Source organism: Mobiluncus porci (assembly GCF_009695935.1).
Classification (GTDB): domain Bacteria; phylum Actinomycetota; class Actinomycetes; order Actinomycetales; family Actinomycetaceae; genus Mobiluncus; species Mobiluncus porci.
In genome coordinates this window covers 55,247-73,325 of record NZ_VUMY01000010.1, presented here as the reverse complement: position 1 = coordinate 73,325, position 18,079 = coordinate 55,247, and the positions used below count along the sequence as shown (strand labels likewise).

Genomic DNA, 18,079 nt, shown 5'->3' with positions numbered 1-18,079 from the left:
AAAAGGCTCCGGCGAATTCCGCCGGAGCCTTTTTTCGACTGGGAAGACTTAGACTCTGCGAAGGCACAGCGGACGGGTCATGCCTCTTGGCGTAACGAAGTATAGCCAAAGGGTCTGACCCGTCGGCGTAGCCGGAACAAAGCGGAACCGTCCCCTGCTCGCCAAGGCTCAGAACTTAATCTGGTTCTTAAACGCCTTGACGACAAAACTCGTGCGCGACTCGCAATTCGTCAACTTCAAAATCTTGGAGACATAGTCCCCCACAGTTCCCTCGGAAGTATGGAGTTCTTTAGCGATAATCCGATTGGATTTCCCCTCAATCAGGAGCGGCACGACTTTCTTGAGCCGGTCGGGGATTGCCTGGACCGATTCCACAAATGCGGTATCAACAGGCTCGCGGTTCCCCGCTCCAGCCACCATGTCAGCCAAAGCTGAGGCCGGATCTTCGCTAATAATCCGTTTCCCGTCTCGGGTCGCCAACAGGGCATCCACCATTTCTTCCACCGGCTTGTCCTTGGTGACGAAACCGGACGCGCCAGCCTGTATGGCCTTCATCACCGAGGGGCGCTGCTCGAAGTTCGTGAAGATGAGAATCCGCACCTGGGGGTATTTTTCCCGAATCTGTTTAGTGGCTTCAATTCCGTCCATCCGCGGCATATCCACGTCCATCAAAACCACGTCCGGAGTCCACTCCTCCATGATTTTCAGCGCCTCCACGCCATCTTCTGCGGTTTTGAGAAGGAATACCCGCGGATCAGATTGCAGTGACGCTCCGAGGTAGGTGCGCACAATCTGGTCATCGTCCACCATCAGAACCTTCAACGGCAGGATTTGGTTTTCAGCCATTTATCTCTCCCTTTATCTCATCTTGTCTCTTCGCCCGCTGTCCCCGATGGTTCAGGGGCGTGTTCAACATTTTGTTATGCATGTCACGAGGAATCTCCGCGTGCACCAGCCACTTACCCTGGCTGGCTACGTATTCGAGACTTCCCCCTCGTCTCTCCAGGTAGGCGGTCATCTGTTTCAATCCCAGGCCCGAAGTCATGGCGTAGTCCACGCGGTTCCCGCCGATTTCATTGGTCGCCATGAACTCGATATCATCCCCCGCAATCTCGACCGAAATCTCGGCGGTGGTCCCTGATTTCCCGTATTTCACGAGGTTCGTTGTCGATTCGGTCACTAGCATTTGCAAGGTGGTTTCTTCGTAGCGATTCAACTGGTTTTCGAGATCGTCTGGAATTTCCAGTTCCAAAGTAATATTGGCGGTTTTCGCCACATTCACGCTGTCTTGCAGAATCTCGCACAGTGTCCTCCCCGAGCTTTGTTCATCAACGGGAGTCTTCAACTGCCTGATAGTGGTGCGAAGATCCACCAAGGCTTCTCGGGATTGGCCGGATACCAAATCTAGCGACTCCCGCACTGAGTCTTCGAGTTGAGGATTCTTGGCCAAATTTTCCGTAATCAGAGTCAGCCTCGTTAGGTCAGCCGCCAGGGAGTCGTGCAAATCTTGGGCGAGAGCATTGCGCAGTTGCACCTGGTCAACTCCGGCTTGGAGCCGGATTTTTTCCGTTTCGCGACCCGCTTTCTCGGCTAGACGTTGGTAGTGTCCGAAAGACCAGCCGACTGCAGAAACAATGAGGTAGCCGAGGACGACGAATAGGGCAGTAAGCGCATCGAAACTTCCGGCTGTGAAATCTGAAATCGCCATCAGGATTATGGATGGGATAAGGAATTGGTAGAGCCGCCGAGAGGAAAAATAGGCCATCGTCACCAATCCGCAGACTGCCGTTCCGAAGAAGACGATGTATTCGGGAAAATAGGCGCACACCGCCCACATAATGACGACTAGGGAACCACACACTCGCGGATAGTGCGCCATCAGGGCAAAAAGGAACAAACCCACCGCCTCAATGACCCAGTTTTGGGGTTTGATGAAGGGAGGCTCGTCCAAGATAGTCCACGCGTCTTGGGCGAGGGCGAACAGCAAAGTGACCACGATGACGATGCGCCACGGCGTCATCACGCGCTTAATTCGCTCTCCGGATAGATACATACCCTGAGCCTATCGCGGCTAGCCCTCTCGAACTATCCACCGCACGCTGAAATATTCCAGCAAACGGGGGCTCCTGAACTCGGGAGCCCCCGCCTGTCATCGCAAAACCCGCTACTTACCGGGCGAAAGCCGCATCCATCAAGGTCGCGGCCTGTGCCTTGTGGGTTTTGGCGATGCCGGTGGACGGAGCCGCCATAGCCGGTCGAGACACCACGCGAACGTCGCGTCCCCCGACGAAACGGTCGTGGTGGATGTAGAAGAATGGCCAGGCGCCTTGGTTTTCCGGCTCGTCCTGCACCCAGACCAGCTCCGCGTTCGGATACTGATCCACAATCGCCTTGAGATCATCGTGGAGCGGGTAGTACTGTTCGAGGCGCACAATCGCGGTCGCCTTATCTCCGCGCTTTTCCCGCTCGGCTACGAGGTCGTAATACACACGACCCGTGCAGATAATCACGCGATTCACGGCGCTTGGATCGAGGCCGCCTTGGTCGCCGATAGCCCGCTGGAAAGAACCATGGGTGAAGTCTTCCACCGAGGAAACCGCGGCTTTCAAACGCAGCAGTTGCTTCGGGGTGAAAACAATCAAAGGAGTCCGCGGGCGGCGATAGGCCTGAATCCGCAGCATGTGGAAGTGGTTAGCCGGAGTGGAGGGCTGGACAACCCACATATTGTCTTGGGCACACAAATCCAGGTACCGCTCGATGCGCGCCGAAGAGTGATCGGGGCCTTGCCCCTCGAAACCGTGGGGCAAGAGCATGACCAAAGAAGAGTGCTGGTGCCACTTCTGTTCCGAAGAACTGATGTATTCATCAATAATCGTCTGGGCCGCAAAAGCAAAGTCACCGAACTGGGCTTCCCACAGGGTCAAGGCCTCGGGGCGTTCCACAGAATAGCCGTATTCGAAACCGAGAGGGCCATATTCGGAAAGGGAAGAATCATAGATCATGAACTTGCCCTGGCCCGGAGTTAGGAATGACAGCGGGGTCCACTCTTCACCCGTGTTGTGGTCGTGGATGACCGCGTGGCGCTGGACGAAGGTCGCGCGCCGCGCATCCTCGCCAGACATCCGGATGGGAGTGCCTTCCATCAAGATGGAACCGAAGGCGAGGAGCTCCCCGAAGCCCCAATCGATATTGCCTTCTCGAGACATCTTTTGGCGCTTTTCGAGCAGCTTCGCCACCTTCGGGTGAGGGGTAAAGCCTTCGGGATAGGACACTTGGGAATCACCGATTCTTCCCAGCACTTCGGGAGACACCGCTGAGGACCAACCCACCATCTGGCCACCCAGGTCATCGTTGGAAGACGGAAGATTCCAGTCGTTGCCGCCCTGCTCGCCTTGACGAGTCGGGGTGTAACCGTGTTCTTTCGTTTCCTCAAAAATCTTCTCTAGCTTCTTGTGGAAGTCATCCATCGCCGCCTTGGCTTCCTCGTGAGTCAAGTCGCCACGACCAATGAGGTTGTTGACGTAAACCGTGCGAGTGGAGGGAAGATTATCAATCAGCCCGTACATAACCGGCTGGGTCATCGAGGGATCGTCGCCTTCATTGTGGCCACGACGCCGGTAGCAGAGCATATCGATAATGACGTCTTTGTGGAAAGTCTGCTGGAAACGGTAGGCCAAGCCAGCGACCCGAGTCACCATTTCCGGATCATCCCCGTTGACGTGGAAAATCGGCACCTGCAAGCCTTTAGCAAGGTCAGTGCAGTAATTGGTGGAGCGTCCGTTGGTCGGCGAAGTGGTGAAACCGATTTGGTTATTCACAATAATATGGACGGTTCCGCCGGTCTTATAAGCCTCCAGCTGGCTCATATTCAGGGTTTCATAGACGACGCCTTGGCCGATGAAAGCCGCGTCGCCGTGAATCAAGACGGGGAGATAACCGTAGTCATCATCAAGCCCCATCTTGTCCTGTTGAGCCCGAACGATGCCTTCCACCACCGGATCAGCCGCCTCCAGGTGAGAGGGGTTCGCGGCAATGTAAACCTGGGTGTGTTTACCCTCGTAGGACTCGTAGACCGATTCGGTTCCCAAGTGGTATTTCACGTCACCAGAGCCCTGCACTGAGCCCGGATCCATGTTGCCCTCAAACTCGGAGAAGATTTGAGCATTGGATTTACCGGCCACGTTCACGAGCATATTGAGACGTCCACGGTGGGCCATCCCGATAGTCACGCCCGCTAGTCCATCGTGAGCGGCATCGTCCATAATCCGCAACATCAGCGGAATAAGGGACTCCCCACCTTCGAGGGAGAAACGCTTCTGTCCCACATATTTCGTTTGCAAGAAGTTTTCAAAAGCCTCGGCCGCGTTCAAGCGATCCAGGATGGCGCCGCGAACAACCTTGCTCGGTGGCTCATAGGGTTTTTCCAAAGCTTCCTGCATCCAAATCCGCTGTTCCGGATCTTGAATATGCATGTATTCCACGCCACAAGTGCGCGTGTAGGTGTCGCGCAACTGGCCGAGCAATTCGCGCAGGGTCATCCGCTGGTTCTTCTTGCCGCCGAAAACCCCAATCGGGAACTCCGTATCCAAATCCCAAATCGACAGGCCGTAGCGATCCAAACGCAAATCCGGGTGGCGACGCACGCGGTAATCGAGCGGATCGGTGTCAGCAATGAGGTGTCCCCGCGAGCGATAGGCGTGGATAAAACGCTGGATGCGCGCGGGCTTGGACTGCTCGCTGTAGGAGTTGTAAACCTCGTTGCGAGTCCACACGTAAGGCTCGTAGGGAACCTTCATAGAATCAAACACGCGGTCATAGAAGCCGTCTTCACCTTTGAGCTTCTTTTCCACCAATCCCAGGAAAGAACCGGACAGGGCACCTTGGATAACGCGGTGGTCGTAGGTCGAGGACATGTGGAAGATTTTGCCGATACCGGCTTTTGCCATCTGGGCGTCACTCGCCCCGGCCCATTCCGCCGGATAGCCGGTGGCACCAACCCCGATTATGGAACCTTGACCAACCACAAGTCGCGGCTGGCTCATGAGAGTACCCAGAGTTCCGGGGTTCGTGAGGGTGACGGTACCTCCCGAATAGTCATCCATGGTGAGTTTTCCGTCGCGTGCCTTCTTCACGAGCTCCTCATAGGCGTTGACGAATTCCTGGAAGGACAGCGTGTCAGCATCGTGAACCACCGGGGTTACCAGGAGGCGAGAACCGTCATCTTTTGGCAGGTCAATAGCGAGACCAAACCCCACATGCGCCAGGTGGTCGATATAGGGTTTGCCGTCTTTGAGCTCGTAGCGGACATTCATCTCGGGGAGCTCGGAAAGGGCTTCCACAATGGCATAGCCAATCAGGTGGGTGAAGGAAACCTTACCGCCGCGGGTGCGCTTCAAGTGGTCATTAATCTGGAGCCGGTTTTCGATAAGCACCTTGGCGGGAATCTGACGATAGGATGTGGCGGTCGGAACCGACAGGGAAGCATCCATATTCTTCGCAATGGCTGCCGAAACGCCCTTCATTCGCTCCGAGACATCCTCGGCTTTGGCGACTTCCGCTCGGTTCTGTAGCATTTCCGCGGCCTGTTTCGCCGCATAGGGCGAGCTCGGGGGATGCACTTGGGAGCGGGGAGCTGGAGGGAGGTCGGAACGCGACACGTCCTCGGAACGGATTTGTTGACTGTCAGTTTCGGATCCTGTAGCTGAATCCGCATCGCCTGGAGTCGGGGTTGCCTCGTCGGTTCCAGATTTCTCGCCCTTTTCCATCAGACCCAGTTCTTCCATCTGCTGGAAGTAGGTCTGCCATTCCGGAGGAACGGAATCTGGATTCTGGAGGTATTGTTTATGGAATTCGGCAATGAATTCTTCGGATGGTTGATTTGCTGACGTCTCTGTCTGGGCCACTATTATTCCCTTTCGCGGTGGTTGGAAAATATTTCCGTTAACAGTATTAATTTAGGACTAAATGCCTAGGAAATCACCTCAACTCGAGAAACTTAGAAAAGTTTTACCAAGCCCATGGCATTGTTTAATGAAGCGCGGGTTTAGCTTTTGAATTATGGCGACTTTCCTCAAATTTCATATTCATTGCGCTTGTTTTCAGTAAGGTTTGGGAATTTCCGCTAGAAGATGGCGAAATGATGCGACTCGGGCGCGACATTCCGGGTGGGAGTCCAACAAGCAATCGGGGGCATCTTCGCGGTGAGTACATCCGCGAGGGCAGTCTTTGGCGATTGTCGCCAGTTCCGTGAACCCCGCCAAGAGACCATCCGCATCAATATGGGCCAACCCGAAAGACCGCACTCCGGGGGTGTCTATAACCCAGCCTCCACGGTACGAGAAAGCGACAGCAGAAGATGAGGTGTGGCGACCCTTTCCGGTTACGGTATTGACCTGCCCAGTAACCCTTTGCGCGCTCGGAACCAGGGCATTGATGAGCGTGGATTTCCCTACCCCGGAATGACCCAAGAGCACCGTCACCTCGTCTTCTAGAGCTGCTTTTAGCGCAACAAGCGGGGACGGGTCTGGTGGCGTAGTCGTCGTAGCAGGGACACCAGTGGGGACGGTGCTTGATGGCGTAGCGTCATAGTCCTCTCTCCGTAAAAGATATACCGGCAGTAGCTTCTCGTATTCACGCGTCAATCCTTCTCCGGCGTCAAGATCCGTTTTCGTTATGACCAGCAGCGGTTTCACTCCCGCATCCAAAGCCGTCACCATGGCTCGGTCTATCATCCCCGTCTTCGGCTCGGGATTTGCTGCGGCCACCACAATCAGCATCTGCGTGGCGTTAGCCACGATAAGTTTTTCCTTGGTTCCGGTTTCCGATTCATCAAATGAGCGACGCAGAACGGTGGTTCGCTCTTGGAGGGTGACGATTCGCGCCAGGGTATCGGGAGTTCCCGAGGTATCCCCTTCCAGCCCCACGCGATCCCCGACGATAATCCCTTTCCGGCCGAGAGCCCGCGCTTTCACGGCTTGCACGGAAGCGGTTTGCCCTTTGATAGCCAGGGTGAAACGTCCCCGATCCACTGCTGTCACCAAGCCAGGAATGGCGTCTTCAAAGCTGGGGCGTTTCTTGGTGCGAGGACGGGTCCCTTTACCGGGGCGCACTCGCACTCGCGGGTCATCGGTTCCAATATCGCGCCTAGTCATTGGTGACCCCTAAAAAGCGGGTCCACATCTGGGGAAAATCGGGCATGGTCTTGGAGGTGGCACCAATATCGTCGATTTGTACCGGGCGGTACAGACCCATCAGTGCAGCAAACGTGGCCATGCGATGATCCCCATAGGCATGCATCAGCATCGGCTGCTGGGAGGATTCCGCCAGCGCGAGGCTTTCTTTAGAGATACCCTCAATCAGGAGCCCCTCGTCGGGGGTGATTTCACAATGGATTCCGAGGTTTTTTAGCTCTGTGGAAAGTGCCTCCAGTCGATCCGTTTCGTGTCCGCGCAGATGGTGCAGGCCACTCAAAACGGACGTACCGTCAGCACAGGCGGCCAAGGCCGCCACGGTGGGGACGAGCTCGCCCATCTCTGAAAAGTCCATCCTTATCGGTTTCAGGGGCCGCTCGCTTTGGACACTGAGAATTCCGTATTTCAACTCGACTTTCAAACCAAATTCAGGAAGTATGCTGCGCCAGGCATCACCAGCCTGAGTCGTGCGAGTGGGCCAACCAGGGATTGAGACTCTGCCACCGGCAATGCCCACCGCCGCCAGAAATGGTCCCGCGTTGGATAAATCCGGCTCGATGCTAAGCACCTGGCCCAGGACAGGACTCGGCTCGACGCTCCACTCCCAAGTACCGTCGGTTTGCTTGGCGCCGCTAGCGTCAATCCCGCGCAAAGTTAGGGATTCCAAAGTCATCTGCAGATGCGGCAAGGACGGCACCTCTGCCGTTTTGGAACGAATGGTAAAGTTTTTTCCGAAAAGTGGAGCACTCAACAACAGTGCAGACACAAATTGCGAGGAAGCAGACGCGTCGACACTGACCTCTCTCGGAATCTGAGCTTTCGGGGGATGGATTACGAAAGGAAACAGACCTTGAGTCGGGTTCTCGCTTTTCCAAGTGGCACCCAACTCCTCGAGCGCCGCCAATAGTGGCAATAGTGGGCGCGCATTTGCACTGTCGTCTGCAGTGAAACGAACAGACCGTCCCAGAGCCACCGCCAAAGCAGGCAGAAATCGCATCACCGTTCCCGCCAATCCACATTCAATTTGTACCGGTTGTTCCGAATCTTCTGCAGCCGGTGGTGTTATTCCATCTGCGGGGGGTTTCCTCCAAATCCCCGGAATGGGGCTAATTTGTACCGGTTGGTCAACAAGGGGTGGCCAGGGGGTTATCGTCGCTCCGAGTCCGGTCAATCCTTTCACCATCAAATCGGTATCGCGGGCATAAAGCAGTCCGTAGATTTCGCTGTCTTGATCTGCTATGGCACTGAGAAGTAGCTCGCGAGCGCTTAATGACTTCGACCCCGGAAGTCTTACGGAGGCAAAAATTGGGCCCGCGGCGCGCGGAGCCACCCAGACGGGGCTTGACGCTGTTTCCTTCACCGTCTTAGCTTAGCCGAAAACCGCGTTGCTTCCTGGAAAAGTCCAGATTTTAGGCTAGGTTTAGACTATGGATTCTAAACGTTGGGAAGAAGATTTACAGTTGGCTCTGGTGATGGCTGACCAGGTGGATGCCCTCACCATGTCCCGTTTCCGCGCCGATGACCTCGAGGTAAACGATAAGCCCGACCTCACACCAGTTACCGATGCGGACAGAAGCGCTGAACACATGATTCGCACCCAACTTTCTCATTCTCGTTCCCGCGATGCCGTTGTCGGGGAGGAAGAGGGGTCCAGTGGGTATGCTTCGCGACGCTGGGTCATTGATCCGATCGATGGCACCTCCAATTTTCTTCGCGGAGTTCCGGTTTGGGCGACCCTGATTGGGCTGATGGAGGAGGGAAGAATGGTCGTCGGCGTGGCTAGTGCCCCGGCTCTGGGATGTCGCTGGTGGGCCGCAGCGGGTAGCGGCGCTTGGACCGGACGGTCTCGCTCTTCCGCGCGCCAAATTCACGTCTCCAAAATAAGAACCTTGGAGCAGGCCTCCTTCTCGTACTCCGAGATCGGGGAATGGGCCGAAGCCAAGCGGCTACGCGGTTTCATGAATCTGAGCCAACAGGTGTGGCGAACTCGAGCCTACGGGGATTTCTGGTCATACATGCTAGTGGCTGAAGGCGTGGTGGATATTGCCTCCGAACCGGAACTGAACCTGTGGGATATGGGGGCTCTCTACCCGATTGTGACGGAGGCGGGCGGACATTTTACCGGCCTAGATGGCACGGATGGGGTGAAGGGTCCCGGAGCGGTAGTCACCAACGGTCGGCTACATTCTCAGGTGCTGGACTTGATTGGCTCCCCCACAGACTAATAAATTCAGCAAACCCAGTTTTCTGTTGTATTTTCAGCGAAAAACTCGAATGCAAGTTAGGGAAATTTTCGTTTCTAGCCTCGGTTTATGCTGGAAGCATGAAACTTTTACACACCTCCGATTGGCACCTCGGCCGGTCCTTTTACTCTAGGGATTTGGAAGAGTATCAACGCGCTTACCTTGACCACCTCCTCGCGGTCATTGAAGAAGAACAAGTCGATGCCCTGCTGGTTGCGGGCGACGTGTTCGACAAGATTAACCCCTCCGACATTAGTAACGACCTTTACGGCGGGTTCATGGAACGAGCCATTGAACTCACTGATGTTATCCTTATCTCCGGTAATCACGACGGCGCTTCTCGGATGCGGAGCTATATAAACCTGGTAAGAGAGCGTCTCCATCTCTTCACCTCCGCGACTCAAGTCGGACAGGCCGTTGAAATCCGTGAGAAAAACATGCTGAAAGGTTTGGTTTATCCCATCCCCTATCTCAGCCCCTACTCCGATGTGGTCGAGCTCTCTCGTTGGCGGGACAAGGAGGGGACACATCTTGATGAAGGGGTGGAAACCGTCGATGCAGATGGGAATAGTCTTGGGGAGGGGCTGTTGCCGGACACTTCGGAAGCGCTATTTGGTGCGGCGCTACGTCGCATCGGACGGGATCTGGATCAACGCGGCGAGGTTAAGGTGCCCATCGTCGCGATGGCTCACGATTATTTCTGTAAGTCTGACTTTGCCGACACCTTGAGCGCTGCGGGAAATCTCCTGCCGATTCGCGCCTCAGTCGTCGATGAGCTCGAAGAATACAATCAGCAGGGGCGGTTGTTTGACTACTTGGCTCTCGGGCACCTCCACAGTTGCGGAAAAGTACCCGCTAAGACCCATATCCAGTACTCCGGTTCGCCTTTGCCTTACCGAGCCTCGGAGGAAAAAGCTAAGGTTTCTCTACTCGTGGAAGTTGAGGCGGGAAAGCCCCCCTCGATACGGGAAATTCCCGCTCCAATGCCCTACCACGTCAAAGTAATTCAGGATACGGTTGAAAACCTCAAATCTGACAAATATCAAGACTACCGCGACTGGTGGTGTGAAATCACGATTTTGGACTCATCTTCCAATGATTCTCGGCTCCAGGTACAAGCATTATTCCCGCATTCTCTAGTGCGGGTGGGCTACAGTCTCGACACCGTTCACCTGACTATGCAGAACCTGAGCGCCGCCTCCGAGCTCAGCGTCACCACTGATTTCCTCAGGCCTCTGCTGGAACATAGCGAGTTCAAAGAAGAAATTTTGAAGCGCATTCCCGCCCTCATCGACGAAGTGAAAGGAGTTAATAATGACTGATAACATCCGCATTCGAACTTTGAAATTCCAAGGAATTACTTCTTATCGGAATTCTCCTTTGATCAATTTTGATGATCTGGGGTTCAACGATCTATTTCTCATCCACGGGGGGACCGGCTCGGGAAAATCCTCTATCCTTGATGCCTTAATTTTCGGGCTATATGGAAGATCTGCTTCTAAATCGATTTTGGAGAATGGACGCCTGCGTTCCCAGTACGCCGACGAGAAACTACCCACCACTTCCGAAATCGTTTTTTCTAAGGGGAATGTGTTCTATAAGGTGACACAGCGTCTCTCCATCCCGCGGACAGCAGGCGCCAAGCAAACCCTCACCACCCATATTTTCCGCGACAGTGAAATCGGCTTTCCCCGCCCCGAGAAGGTTGAAGGCAAAAATGTTGAGGCAATCCTCGGAATGGATCCAACCCGGTTTGCACAAACGGTTATCTTACAGCAGGGAAAATTCTCCAGGTTTCTCAACTCCACTGATAAAGAACGCGAGGATCTGCTCAAATCCGTGTTCAATGCGGGGATCTATGACAAGATAATCGAGACCGCCAAGAACCATCTTGCCGAAGTCAAGGTCGGGAAAGAAACCGATGAGGCCGCCCAGAAGGAACTGTTGTCTCGTCTGGATAGTCAGCTGAAGAAAGATATTTTTGCCGACGACCTCGACTGGCAGGAACGCCTCAAAGAGCTCGACGAGTATCGTTCCAGAGCCGCCACCTACTACTACGATTCCGGCGATTCGCTCCAGGAGATCCTCAAAGCTTTTGCGGCGCAAGCCGCCAATTTGGAAAGAACCATCAGCGCAGAGGCCGCCGCGAAATCCGCCGCGGTGAAAACGGCTAACGACGTTTACGGCGAAAAGAAGACCCTCCATGAGAGAGTAGAGAAGGCCCACCTTTTCCGTAAAAAACTCGATGAATTGGGCGATGAAAGCGAAAAAATGAGCGAGTTGGAAGAAGCCAACTCCAAGGCCAAATCAGCGCTTCCAGTCTTGGAAGCAGCCACAAATCTGGAAAAGGCGCATCGCAAAACGGACACCGATATAGATTCCGCGCATAAGTTGTTGGAATCCCTCATCGCCGACTCCCGAACCGAGAAAGATTTGCGGACTCAAGCCGAGGCGGCTTTGAAAACGGACTTGCCACAGCTGTCAGAGCACCCGGAGGATAATCCGCTCTTCAGTTTCGCCCCGATTCTTGAAACCGCCGCCACCCAGTTGCAATCAAGCAACAGCGCCATCTCCGCGAGTCTCAAGGTCAAGCAAACCCGCGAGAAAGAAATCACCGAACTCGAAAGAGAACTCAAGGAATACCAAGCCAATAAGGAAAGCGTGGAAAAGAATCGGGACACTCTTCCGGAGCTGATTTTGGCTCAAGCGATTCGGGCTCGCGAATCAGCGCAGCTTTTGGATGACTCTGCCCAAAAAACGCTAGTCGAAGCCAGCCAGCGCACCAGCGCTATTCATGAGGCCTGGCTACATTCCGTTTCCGCAGAGCTGGCTAGCGAGCTCGTGGAGGGTGAACCCTGCCCCATCTGTCACGTGCCTTATCAAAGCACTAAAGCGGTTTCCCTCGGGGAGGTCCCTTCCACCAGCAAGAGTGCCACTAAGGAGCAGTTCGATGAGGCTCTGACGGCGCAACAAACTGCGCTGAGCGACGCCGGTAAGGCGGCCCAACGTTTCCATGAGGCCACCGAGTTGGTAACGAAGCTGGAGGCTTTAGGGCAGTCTGAGGACAGTGACACCGTGAAGAAAATTAGGGCTCAGGTGGAAAAGGAGGGAAAAACAGTCAAGAAGCTGGAATCAACTTTCAGCCAATCCCACCAAGAGATGGATGCCTTGGAAAAATCCCGCAAGTCTTTTGACGAAGAAATTACAAAGCTTGAAAACAAGATTTCGGGACTGAATGGCAAGCTCGCCCCTCTGCGCAAACAACTGGCAGAAAGCGAAGCAGAGTTAGCGGCGATGCTGAAAGAAGAAATCGATGATGTTGACGCCAATGAGCTAATCAAGCAAAACAACCTGTGGATCTCGCGCACTAAGAAGCTGCGCGAGGCGATACGGTCGCTACAGTTGAGCGCCAATATCTACACCGAAAGGGAGGATATTCTTCGCAAAACCCTCGAGAAGAGCAGTTTCGATTCAGTGACTGAAGCGAAGAAATGGCACAAGGTTCCTCAGGTTCTCGAGATGGACGAAAAAACCGTTTCGGATTACAAACAGGAAGTCGCCAAACTTCAAGGCTATTTGGAGGGTGAAGAATCCCCCTATCGCGGTAAGGACAAGCGAGACCGGGAAGCAACCCGTCAAGAACGCGATAAGGCCAAAACCGCCCTCGATGAAGTAACGCGGGAATCGGAACTGGTCTCCAGAAAAGCCGGTTCCATCAAGGAGATCTCCTCCAATATTGTTGACTCCACAAAGGATTTCACTCGAACCCATCAGCGTCTGGAGAAGGAGTACCAGGAATATCGGGTCTGGGAGGAGCTAAGCAGACTGCTCGACGGGTCTACCACCGGTCAGAGGCTCACCACCTACTTCTTAGAGCAGCGCCTGGAGCAAATCCTGCAAGTAGCAAATCACAACATTCAAGTGTTTTCCTCCGGACTGCACCAAATCGAGACAGCCGAGTCGGAACCGACTCTCGAGAGTGACGACGCTGGCGCCACTCAAAAGCCCAAGGGACGCGGTAAAAGCCGCGGGCTCGGCCTGATGGTACGTAACCTGGAAACCAACCAGCTCAACACGCCCGGCTCACTTTCGGGTGGTGAACAGTTCTATGTCTCTTTGGCGGTCGCTCTAGCCTTGTCTCAAGTGGTGAAGATGGAAAGCGGAAACGCCTCTCTGGAAAATATTTTCATTGACGAGGGCTTTGACACCTTGGACGACAACCGACTCCAAGAGGTCATTGACGTGCTCAAGCGCATGAATGACATCTCGGAATCGAAACTTACGGTGGGAATCATTTCCCACAAGAACAAGCTCGTCGACGAGATTCCAACCGGTATCAAGATTTACCGTGAGGACATCTCTGACGAGGGCGAAAAACCCCAATCAGTTAGCAAGATGGAGTTCTATGGTCTTCCGGCCAAGAATTGACGCACGAGGTCGAGTTCAGTGCCATCGAACCACAGCAGGTCGGGTAACTCAGAGTACGCGGAGAGATCGGGGGGAGCTAGCGGGGCGGTTCCTTCGTGGGAAACCTCGGGAGAAACCTCCGCCGAAAGGGACTTAGAAGCGTCCCCAGGCGAAAGCAACTCCGGTGATTCATTCGGCGCGGGTAAATCGAGGTCGCCGCGGGCTTGCAGGTACTCTACGAGATAGGAAGCAGCTTCCGGTTCGTCTACGTGATAAGACACCACTTCGGAAAACTGGAGCGGGCGAGTTAACCGATATTGGCCGGCCTCTCCCTCGGGTAACGCTTCGAACCCTTCGCCCAGTTCAGCCACCGCAACTACCCGTCGGGGTATCTCGCTGCCATTTTGCCTCTCGAGGGAGTCTGCGGCCGCTCGATATAGCGCCTCGTCTTCAAGAATCTCGAGTTCCTCTCCTCGTGGCTCTTCCTCGGGAGAAAAACCCCTGGAACTAAGAAAGTTTTTATCCACGATAAGGGCAAACTCCGAGTTCAAGGCCGCCTCGTTCAAGGCTTCCGGAGTTAGTGAAATATATAGACGCTTAACGTTATGTGTCGACATCTTTTCCTCCTCAGTCGGCGGGTTGCGCTTGCAGGGCCGGAGAATCCGCGGAAAAATGCTCTTTCCAGGAACGCCAGATCATGGCCTGACCTTCGCCTTTAGGAAGCTTTCTTCCTCGCGAGACGCTCCGGCTCGGAACCATTCCGAATACGCGGAGAATTTCATTTTGAACTGAAGTGAAGTCTTCCAGCACGGCCGCTTCTGGATTCGAGGTCGCGACATCACAACCTGCCACCAAGGCTCGATCAATTTCCTCACGAGCTTCTCGGACCAAAGCCACTTTCACTTCCGGAAGCTCTTGGCTCAATATCTGGCGCAAAGACCTCGACCACTGGCTGCCACCCACGCTTTCCCTCCCGCGGTTTACCACCACCAGTTGCGGACAGGTCCACAGCCCCCGAGCCGCCGCCCGTTCGTGGTTCACAATCAACCTCCGCAAACCCACCGGATCGGCCAGACCAACCTCGACTAAGAGATCGGTTTCTGAAAAAGCGCCTCGTTGGGCCCCGAATCTTGACGGTCCCATGGTGGCGAAAAAATCCTCCGGATCGTCAGCTCCGGAAGCCAAATCCACGAGAATCCAGCGGTAAGTTTCCCGCGCCCAATCCAGTAAAGTCGCCAGTGGTTTTTCACCGACTTCCCGCCACCGATCCGCCTTTGTCATTCCGGTCAGGAGGTCTACCTCCAAACCAACGCTGGTTAGGGTAGTTTCAAAAGACGCCGCATTGAGCCGACCCTGTTCGGCGAGCCTACAAGCGGCCACCAGTCCCGAGGTCTCCAAGGGTATCCCCAACATCTGGCTCAAAGCGGGCTCGACCGTATCCGCATCCACCATCAAAACTCGCCCGTAGGCTCGCAAGCTAGCCGCCACGTTCACCAGCAGGGTGGATTTTCCGGGTGATCCAGCCGCTCCCCAAAAGGCAATTACTTTACCGGTTTCAGAGACATCCAACTCGGAATTACCGGTTGAAGTCGAGACCTGAATCTGGCGCGGATCCGGAGGTGGCGGCGGCATGAGGAGCGTCATCACCTGGTTCAAAATCCGCGTAGCATCGCTGTCTTCAAATTCGTCGAGTCGCGGATCCGGTTTCGTTAACACCGAAATCCCACCTAGGTGGCACAGGTATTCCAGATCATCAAAAGGAGCAAATGCCACCACTGTAGCCCCGGCTCGTCCCAGTTGCGTCCTGGCTTCCCCATCGAGTTCAATCATTTCGGTATCGAGAACTACGAGCTCAACCAATTTAGCCTGCGCGGTTGCCAGTATCTCGGTGAGATCGCGACAGCGTCGAACCACCTTCAAAGGCAAATCCCGAGCGGGAATTTCCCGAATGATTTCCGCCTCCAAATCCGGATCCAGGCAGGTAGCAATCCCGATAGAACTCATGATGCCACCGGTATTGCTACTAGGGGGAGCTTCTGTCCCACCGCGCCGAGCAGGGCTTCGATGTCGGCCTCATTGACCAATACTTCTATCGAGGTTTCTTCGGAGGGGGTCACGGAAGTAGTTTTCTTCTGTGTAATGAAAACTGCTTGGGAAGCGATTTTACCGGCTGCTGGCGGGAGGTCTGGGGTGGATAACCCGCCGGAAGCGCTTTCCGGAAGTTTCCAGATTTCCAGATAGTCCCCTTTCTCCACCCCACCGGGGAGCGGAGAGGAGAGTTTGATGACGAGCCGCTTTACTTCCGCAGGGCTGTCTGTGACCGAACTGCGAGCCAGCAATTCGCCGGCTCCGATGGTTTGGGTCGCTCGCAGATTGGGGGCTTTGTCGGCCGGGAGATAAAGGTTCGCAGATTTTCCAGGATTCGCTTCCACCGCCACAACTTGCTCGGAGGTGATTGCCTGTCCCGCCAAGATGGTGTCTTTCGCAGCCCAATACCGATCCATATGTCCAGCGGTGCGAATCGCGAAAAATGTCAAGATTCCGGCTAAAATGATAAAAAACAATCCTATAACCCGACGTCGGTTGAAAAACCGGTTTTTTCTAGAAATTTCAGCACCAATAGGCATCCGGGCCACCTCCTCGCATGTTTTTTATACCACAATTACCAGCAAACCCCTAAATGAGTTTTGTTGCACAGTGGTATCTTTTGATATATGATTCAAACATGGAACGAAGTTTTTACACAATTGCTGATGTTGCAGACATGTTGAAGGTCTCCCATGGAGCCGTGCGCAACCTCATTAACAATGGGGAAATCAAGGCAATCCAGATTGGTGGACGCGGACTGTGGAGAATCGAGGAAACCGCCCTCGAGAACTACATCAAAGAGCAGTACCAGCAAAGCGAAGAAAAGGTCAAGTCGGGCGAAGCTCTCGTCAACGACTAGTTTCGCCTTCGCTAACGGGGGCAGGTGGCATACAGTAGCGCCTCTACTGATATTGCCACCTGTCGCCCGTGATCAGCTACGTCCACGAAGTCTTGTCCGACACGCTGGATGTACCCTTTCAAGGTCGTGTTCTGAGTCGTAAGTCTAACCTCATTTCGCGCCTCGGCGAACTCGCGCAACACTTTGGTGGCGGAAACGCGTCGCTCTACTTCCGAGGGCCACTGCGGAGCAACCCCCAGGCCGACCACAACCTCGATTGACCGGTACCACACCAAGATATTTTCCCGGGTCATCTCGAGCATCAACCACGTATTGGCAGCCCGAGACACTCTCCCCCGTAGCGACTCGCCATTTTTCAGACGCAGTTCCAAAGTCAGCCCTACACTACCTAGAAGCCTCCCCGCTAGAAAGATTTCCGTAGCCTCCGCGGCGGCCAAATCCGTTGACTCTAACTGACGTTGCCACCGGAGCTCTGACTCAAATTGAGAAGTCAAGTCATCTAACAGAGATTTTTCTTCCACCACCCCAGTCTAAGCCCCCACTCCTCACTTCAAAAATACCTCTAACATAACTAAACAACGCTATTTGACAAATAACGAAACTTGGTGTTGTATTATAACTACTAAACCATTCCATTGACGTAACGACACGCCAATGTTGCCAAATACTAAGATTCAGGGGAGAAGTCTTATGAGCGCAGATACGTTGATCTACCAGCCAAACTACGTGAAAACTCGCACTTCACCAGAGGAGAGTTTCCGCTATCGAACCGGCTCTCTGCCGCCGCGAGAAAAAGTATCCCTGCGCCCCAAAGACAATCGTCCCCAGGGCCAGGCCAGACGACACCGTCCGGCGGGAACGGTGAGTGAAATGCTCCGGCCAGTCCCGCTGGGGGAATCGCCACTCCCCGATCCAAGGCGGTGGGCCGCCCAGATTGCCCGCTGTTCTTTGGAAGCTGTTGAGGGCGAGCGCCCGCTAACCCAGCTCAATCGGTGGATGTCTCCTCGCCAATACCAGCTCCTGGAAAAACGCCGTGACTGGTTTGCTAAAGGGCGGCCTCCGCGGGTGTTGCGGACCCGCCGTGAGGAGGGGAAGATGAAGCCGATAGCGATTTTGTCTGCCCGCTGTCGCGCCACCGCGGATGGCGCCCAAGAAGCGATAGTGGTTCTCCACGATGGGCATCGTGGACGGGCCACATCGATGCGGCTGGAAAGCCAGGAAGGCCGCTGGGTAGTGACTTACCTCCGCCTGGGGTGACTCTAGGCGGAGCCACAGCCGATTCTGGCCCGGCC

14 protein-coding genes are annotated in these 18,079 nt (G+C 54.7%); 5 read left to right on the top strand and 9 right to left on the bottom strand.

What is annotated here, in order from left to right:
- Nucleotides 1–168: 168 nt before the first annotated feature.
- The 5 genes from FYJ63_RS06650 to aroA all read right to left on the bottom strand — a co-directional run bounded on the left by FYJ63_RS06650 (nucleotide 169) and on the right by aroA (nucleotide 8,550).
- Nucleotides 169–846: a response regulator transcription factor gene (locus tag FYJ63_RS06650; protein WP_154545006.1), complete on the bottom strand. Its 678-nt coding sequence runs from the start codon at nucleotides 844–846 to the stop codon at nucleotides 169–171.
- Nucleotides 839–2,053 (bottom strand): sensor histidine kinase, encoded by a 1,215-nt coding sequence (locus FYJ63_RS06645; protein WP_154545004.1) that lies wholly within the window; start codon nucleotides 2,051–2,053, stop codon nucleotides 839–841. Before FYJ63_RS06645 ends, FYJ63_RS06650 begins: the two co-directional genes overlap by 8 nt.
- A 115-nt stretch (nucleotides 2,054–2,168) precedes the next feature.
- Nucleotides 2,169–5,903 (bottom strand): multifunctional oxoglutarate decarboxylase/oxoglutarate dehydrogenase thiamine pyrophosphate-binding subunit/dihydrolipoyllysine-residue succinyltransferase subunit, encoded by a 3,735-nt coding sequence (locus FYJ63_RS06640; protein ID WP_338106863.1) that lies wholly within the window; start codon nucleotides 5,901–5,903, stop codon nucleotides 2,169–2,171.
- A gap of 195 nt (nucleotides 5,904–6,098) precedes the next feature.
- Nucleotides 6,099–7,151: a ribosome small subunit-dependent GTPase A gene (gene rsgA / locus FYJ63_RS06635; RefSeq protein ID WP_154545002.1), complete on the bottom strand. Its 1,053-nt coding sequence runs from the start codon at nucleotides 7,149–7,151 to the stop codon at nucleotides 6,099–6,101.
- A complete protein-coding gene (aroA, locus tag FYJ63_RS06630) occupies nucleotides 7,144–8,550 on the bottom strand; it encodes a 3-phosphoshikimate 1-carboxyvinyltransferase (protein WP_338106862.1) in 1,407 nt (468 codons plus the stop codon). The genes rsgA and aroA overlap by 8 nt, the downstream gene beginning before the upstream one ends.
- Nucleotides 8,551–8,617: 67 nt before the next feature.
- Here aroA and FYJ63_RS06625 point away from each other — a divergent pair, with 67 nt between their 5' ends.
- The 3 genes from FYJ63_RS06625 (at nucleotide 8,618) to FYJ63_RS06615 (ending at nucleotide 13,861) form a co-directional block, all read left to right on the top strand.
- On the top strand, nucleotides 8,618–9,415 hold the full coding sequence (locus tag FYJ63_RS06625) for an inositol monophosphatase family protein (RefSeq protein ID WP_154545000.1): 798 nt from the start codon (nucleotides 8,618–8,620) through the stop codon (nucleotides 9,413–9,415).
- A 98-nt stretch (nucleotides 9,416–9,513) separates the two neighbouring features.
- Nucleotides 9,514–10,755: a metallophosphoesterase family protein gene (locus FYJ63_RS06620; RefSeq protein WP_154544998.1), complete on the top strand. Its 1,242-nt coding sequence runs from the start codon at nucleotides 9,514–9,516 to the stop codon at nucleotides 10,753–10,755.
- Complete coding sequence (locus tag FYJ63_RS06615; RefSeq protein WP_154544996.1) at nucleotides 10,748–13,861, top strand: AAA family ATPase; 3,114 nt, start codon at nucleotides 10,748–10,750, stop codon at nucleotides 13,859–13,861. Before FYJ63_RS06620 ends, FYJ63_RS06615 begins: the two co-directional genes overlap by 8 nt.
- Here the strand turns inward: FYJ63_RS06615 and FYJ63_RS06610 are convergent.
- Genes FYJ63_RS06610 through FYJ63_RS06600 form a run of 3 tightly spaced genes read right to left on the bottom strand, consistent with a single transcriptional unit; the run spans nucleotide 13,837 to nucleotide 16,404 of the window.
- The gene (locus FYJ63_RS06610; protein ID WP_154544994.1) at nucleotides 13,837–14,457 is read right to left on the bottom strand and encodes a DUF6912 family protein; all 621 of its coding nucleotides are present in this window, start codon (nucleotides 14,455–14,457) and stop codon (nucleotides 13,837–13,839) included. The two genes, FYJ63_RS06615 and FYJ63_RS06610, sit on opposite strands and share 25 nt — an antisense overlap.
- A gap of 10 nt (nucleotides 14,458–14,467) precedes the next feature.
- Nucleotides 14,468–15,844, bottom strand: coding sequence for a CpaE/TadZ family protein (locus tag FYJ63_RS06605; protein ID WP_154544992.1), 1,377 nt, complete (start codon nucleotides 15,842–15,844; stop codon nucleotides 14,468–14,470).
- On the bottom strand, nucleotides 15,841–16,404 hold the full coding sequence (locus tag FYJ63_RS06600) for an SAF domain-containing protein (RefSeq protein ID WP_229770027.1): 564 nt from the start codon (nucleotides 16,402–16,404) through the stop codon (nucleotides 15,841–15,843). The genes FYJ63_RS06605 and FYJ63_RS06600 overlap by 4 nt, the downstream gene beginning before the upstream one ends.
- Nucleotides 16,405–16,565: 161 nt before the next feature.
- Here FYJ63_RS06600 and FYJ63_RS06595 point away from each other — a divergent pair, with 161 nt between their 5' ends.
- Entirely contained in the window at nucleotides 16,566–16,787 is a 222-nt protein-coding gene (locus FYJ63_RS06595) for a helix-turn-helix domain-containing protein (RefSeq protein WP_154544988.1), read from the top strand.
- Between the two features lie 11 nt (nucleotides 16,788–16,798).
- On the opposite strand, the gene FYJ63_RS06590 is transcribed toward FYJ63_RS06595, so the two are convergent.
- The gene (locus FYJ63_RS06590; RefSeq protein ID WP_277028113.1) at nucleotides 16,799–17,308 is read right to left on the bottom strand and encodes a hypothetical protein; all 510 of its coding nucleotides are present in this window, start codon (nucleotides 17,306–17,308) and stop codon (nucleotides 16,799–16,801) included.
- Nucleotides 17,309–17,477: 169 nt separating this feature from the next.
- On the opposite strand from FYJ63_RS06590, the gene FYJ63_RS06585 reads away from it, so the two are divergent.
- A complete protein-coding gene (locus FYJ63_RS06585; protein WP_154544986.1) occupies nucleotides 17,478–18,044 on the top strand; it encodes an Rv3235 family protein in 567 nt (188 codons plus the stop codon).
- Nucleotides 18,045–18,079: the final 35 nt, after the last annotated feature.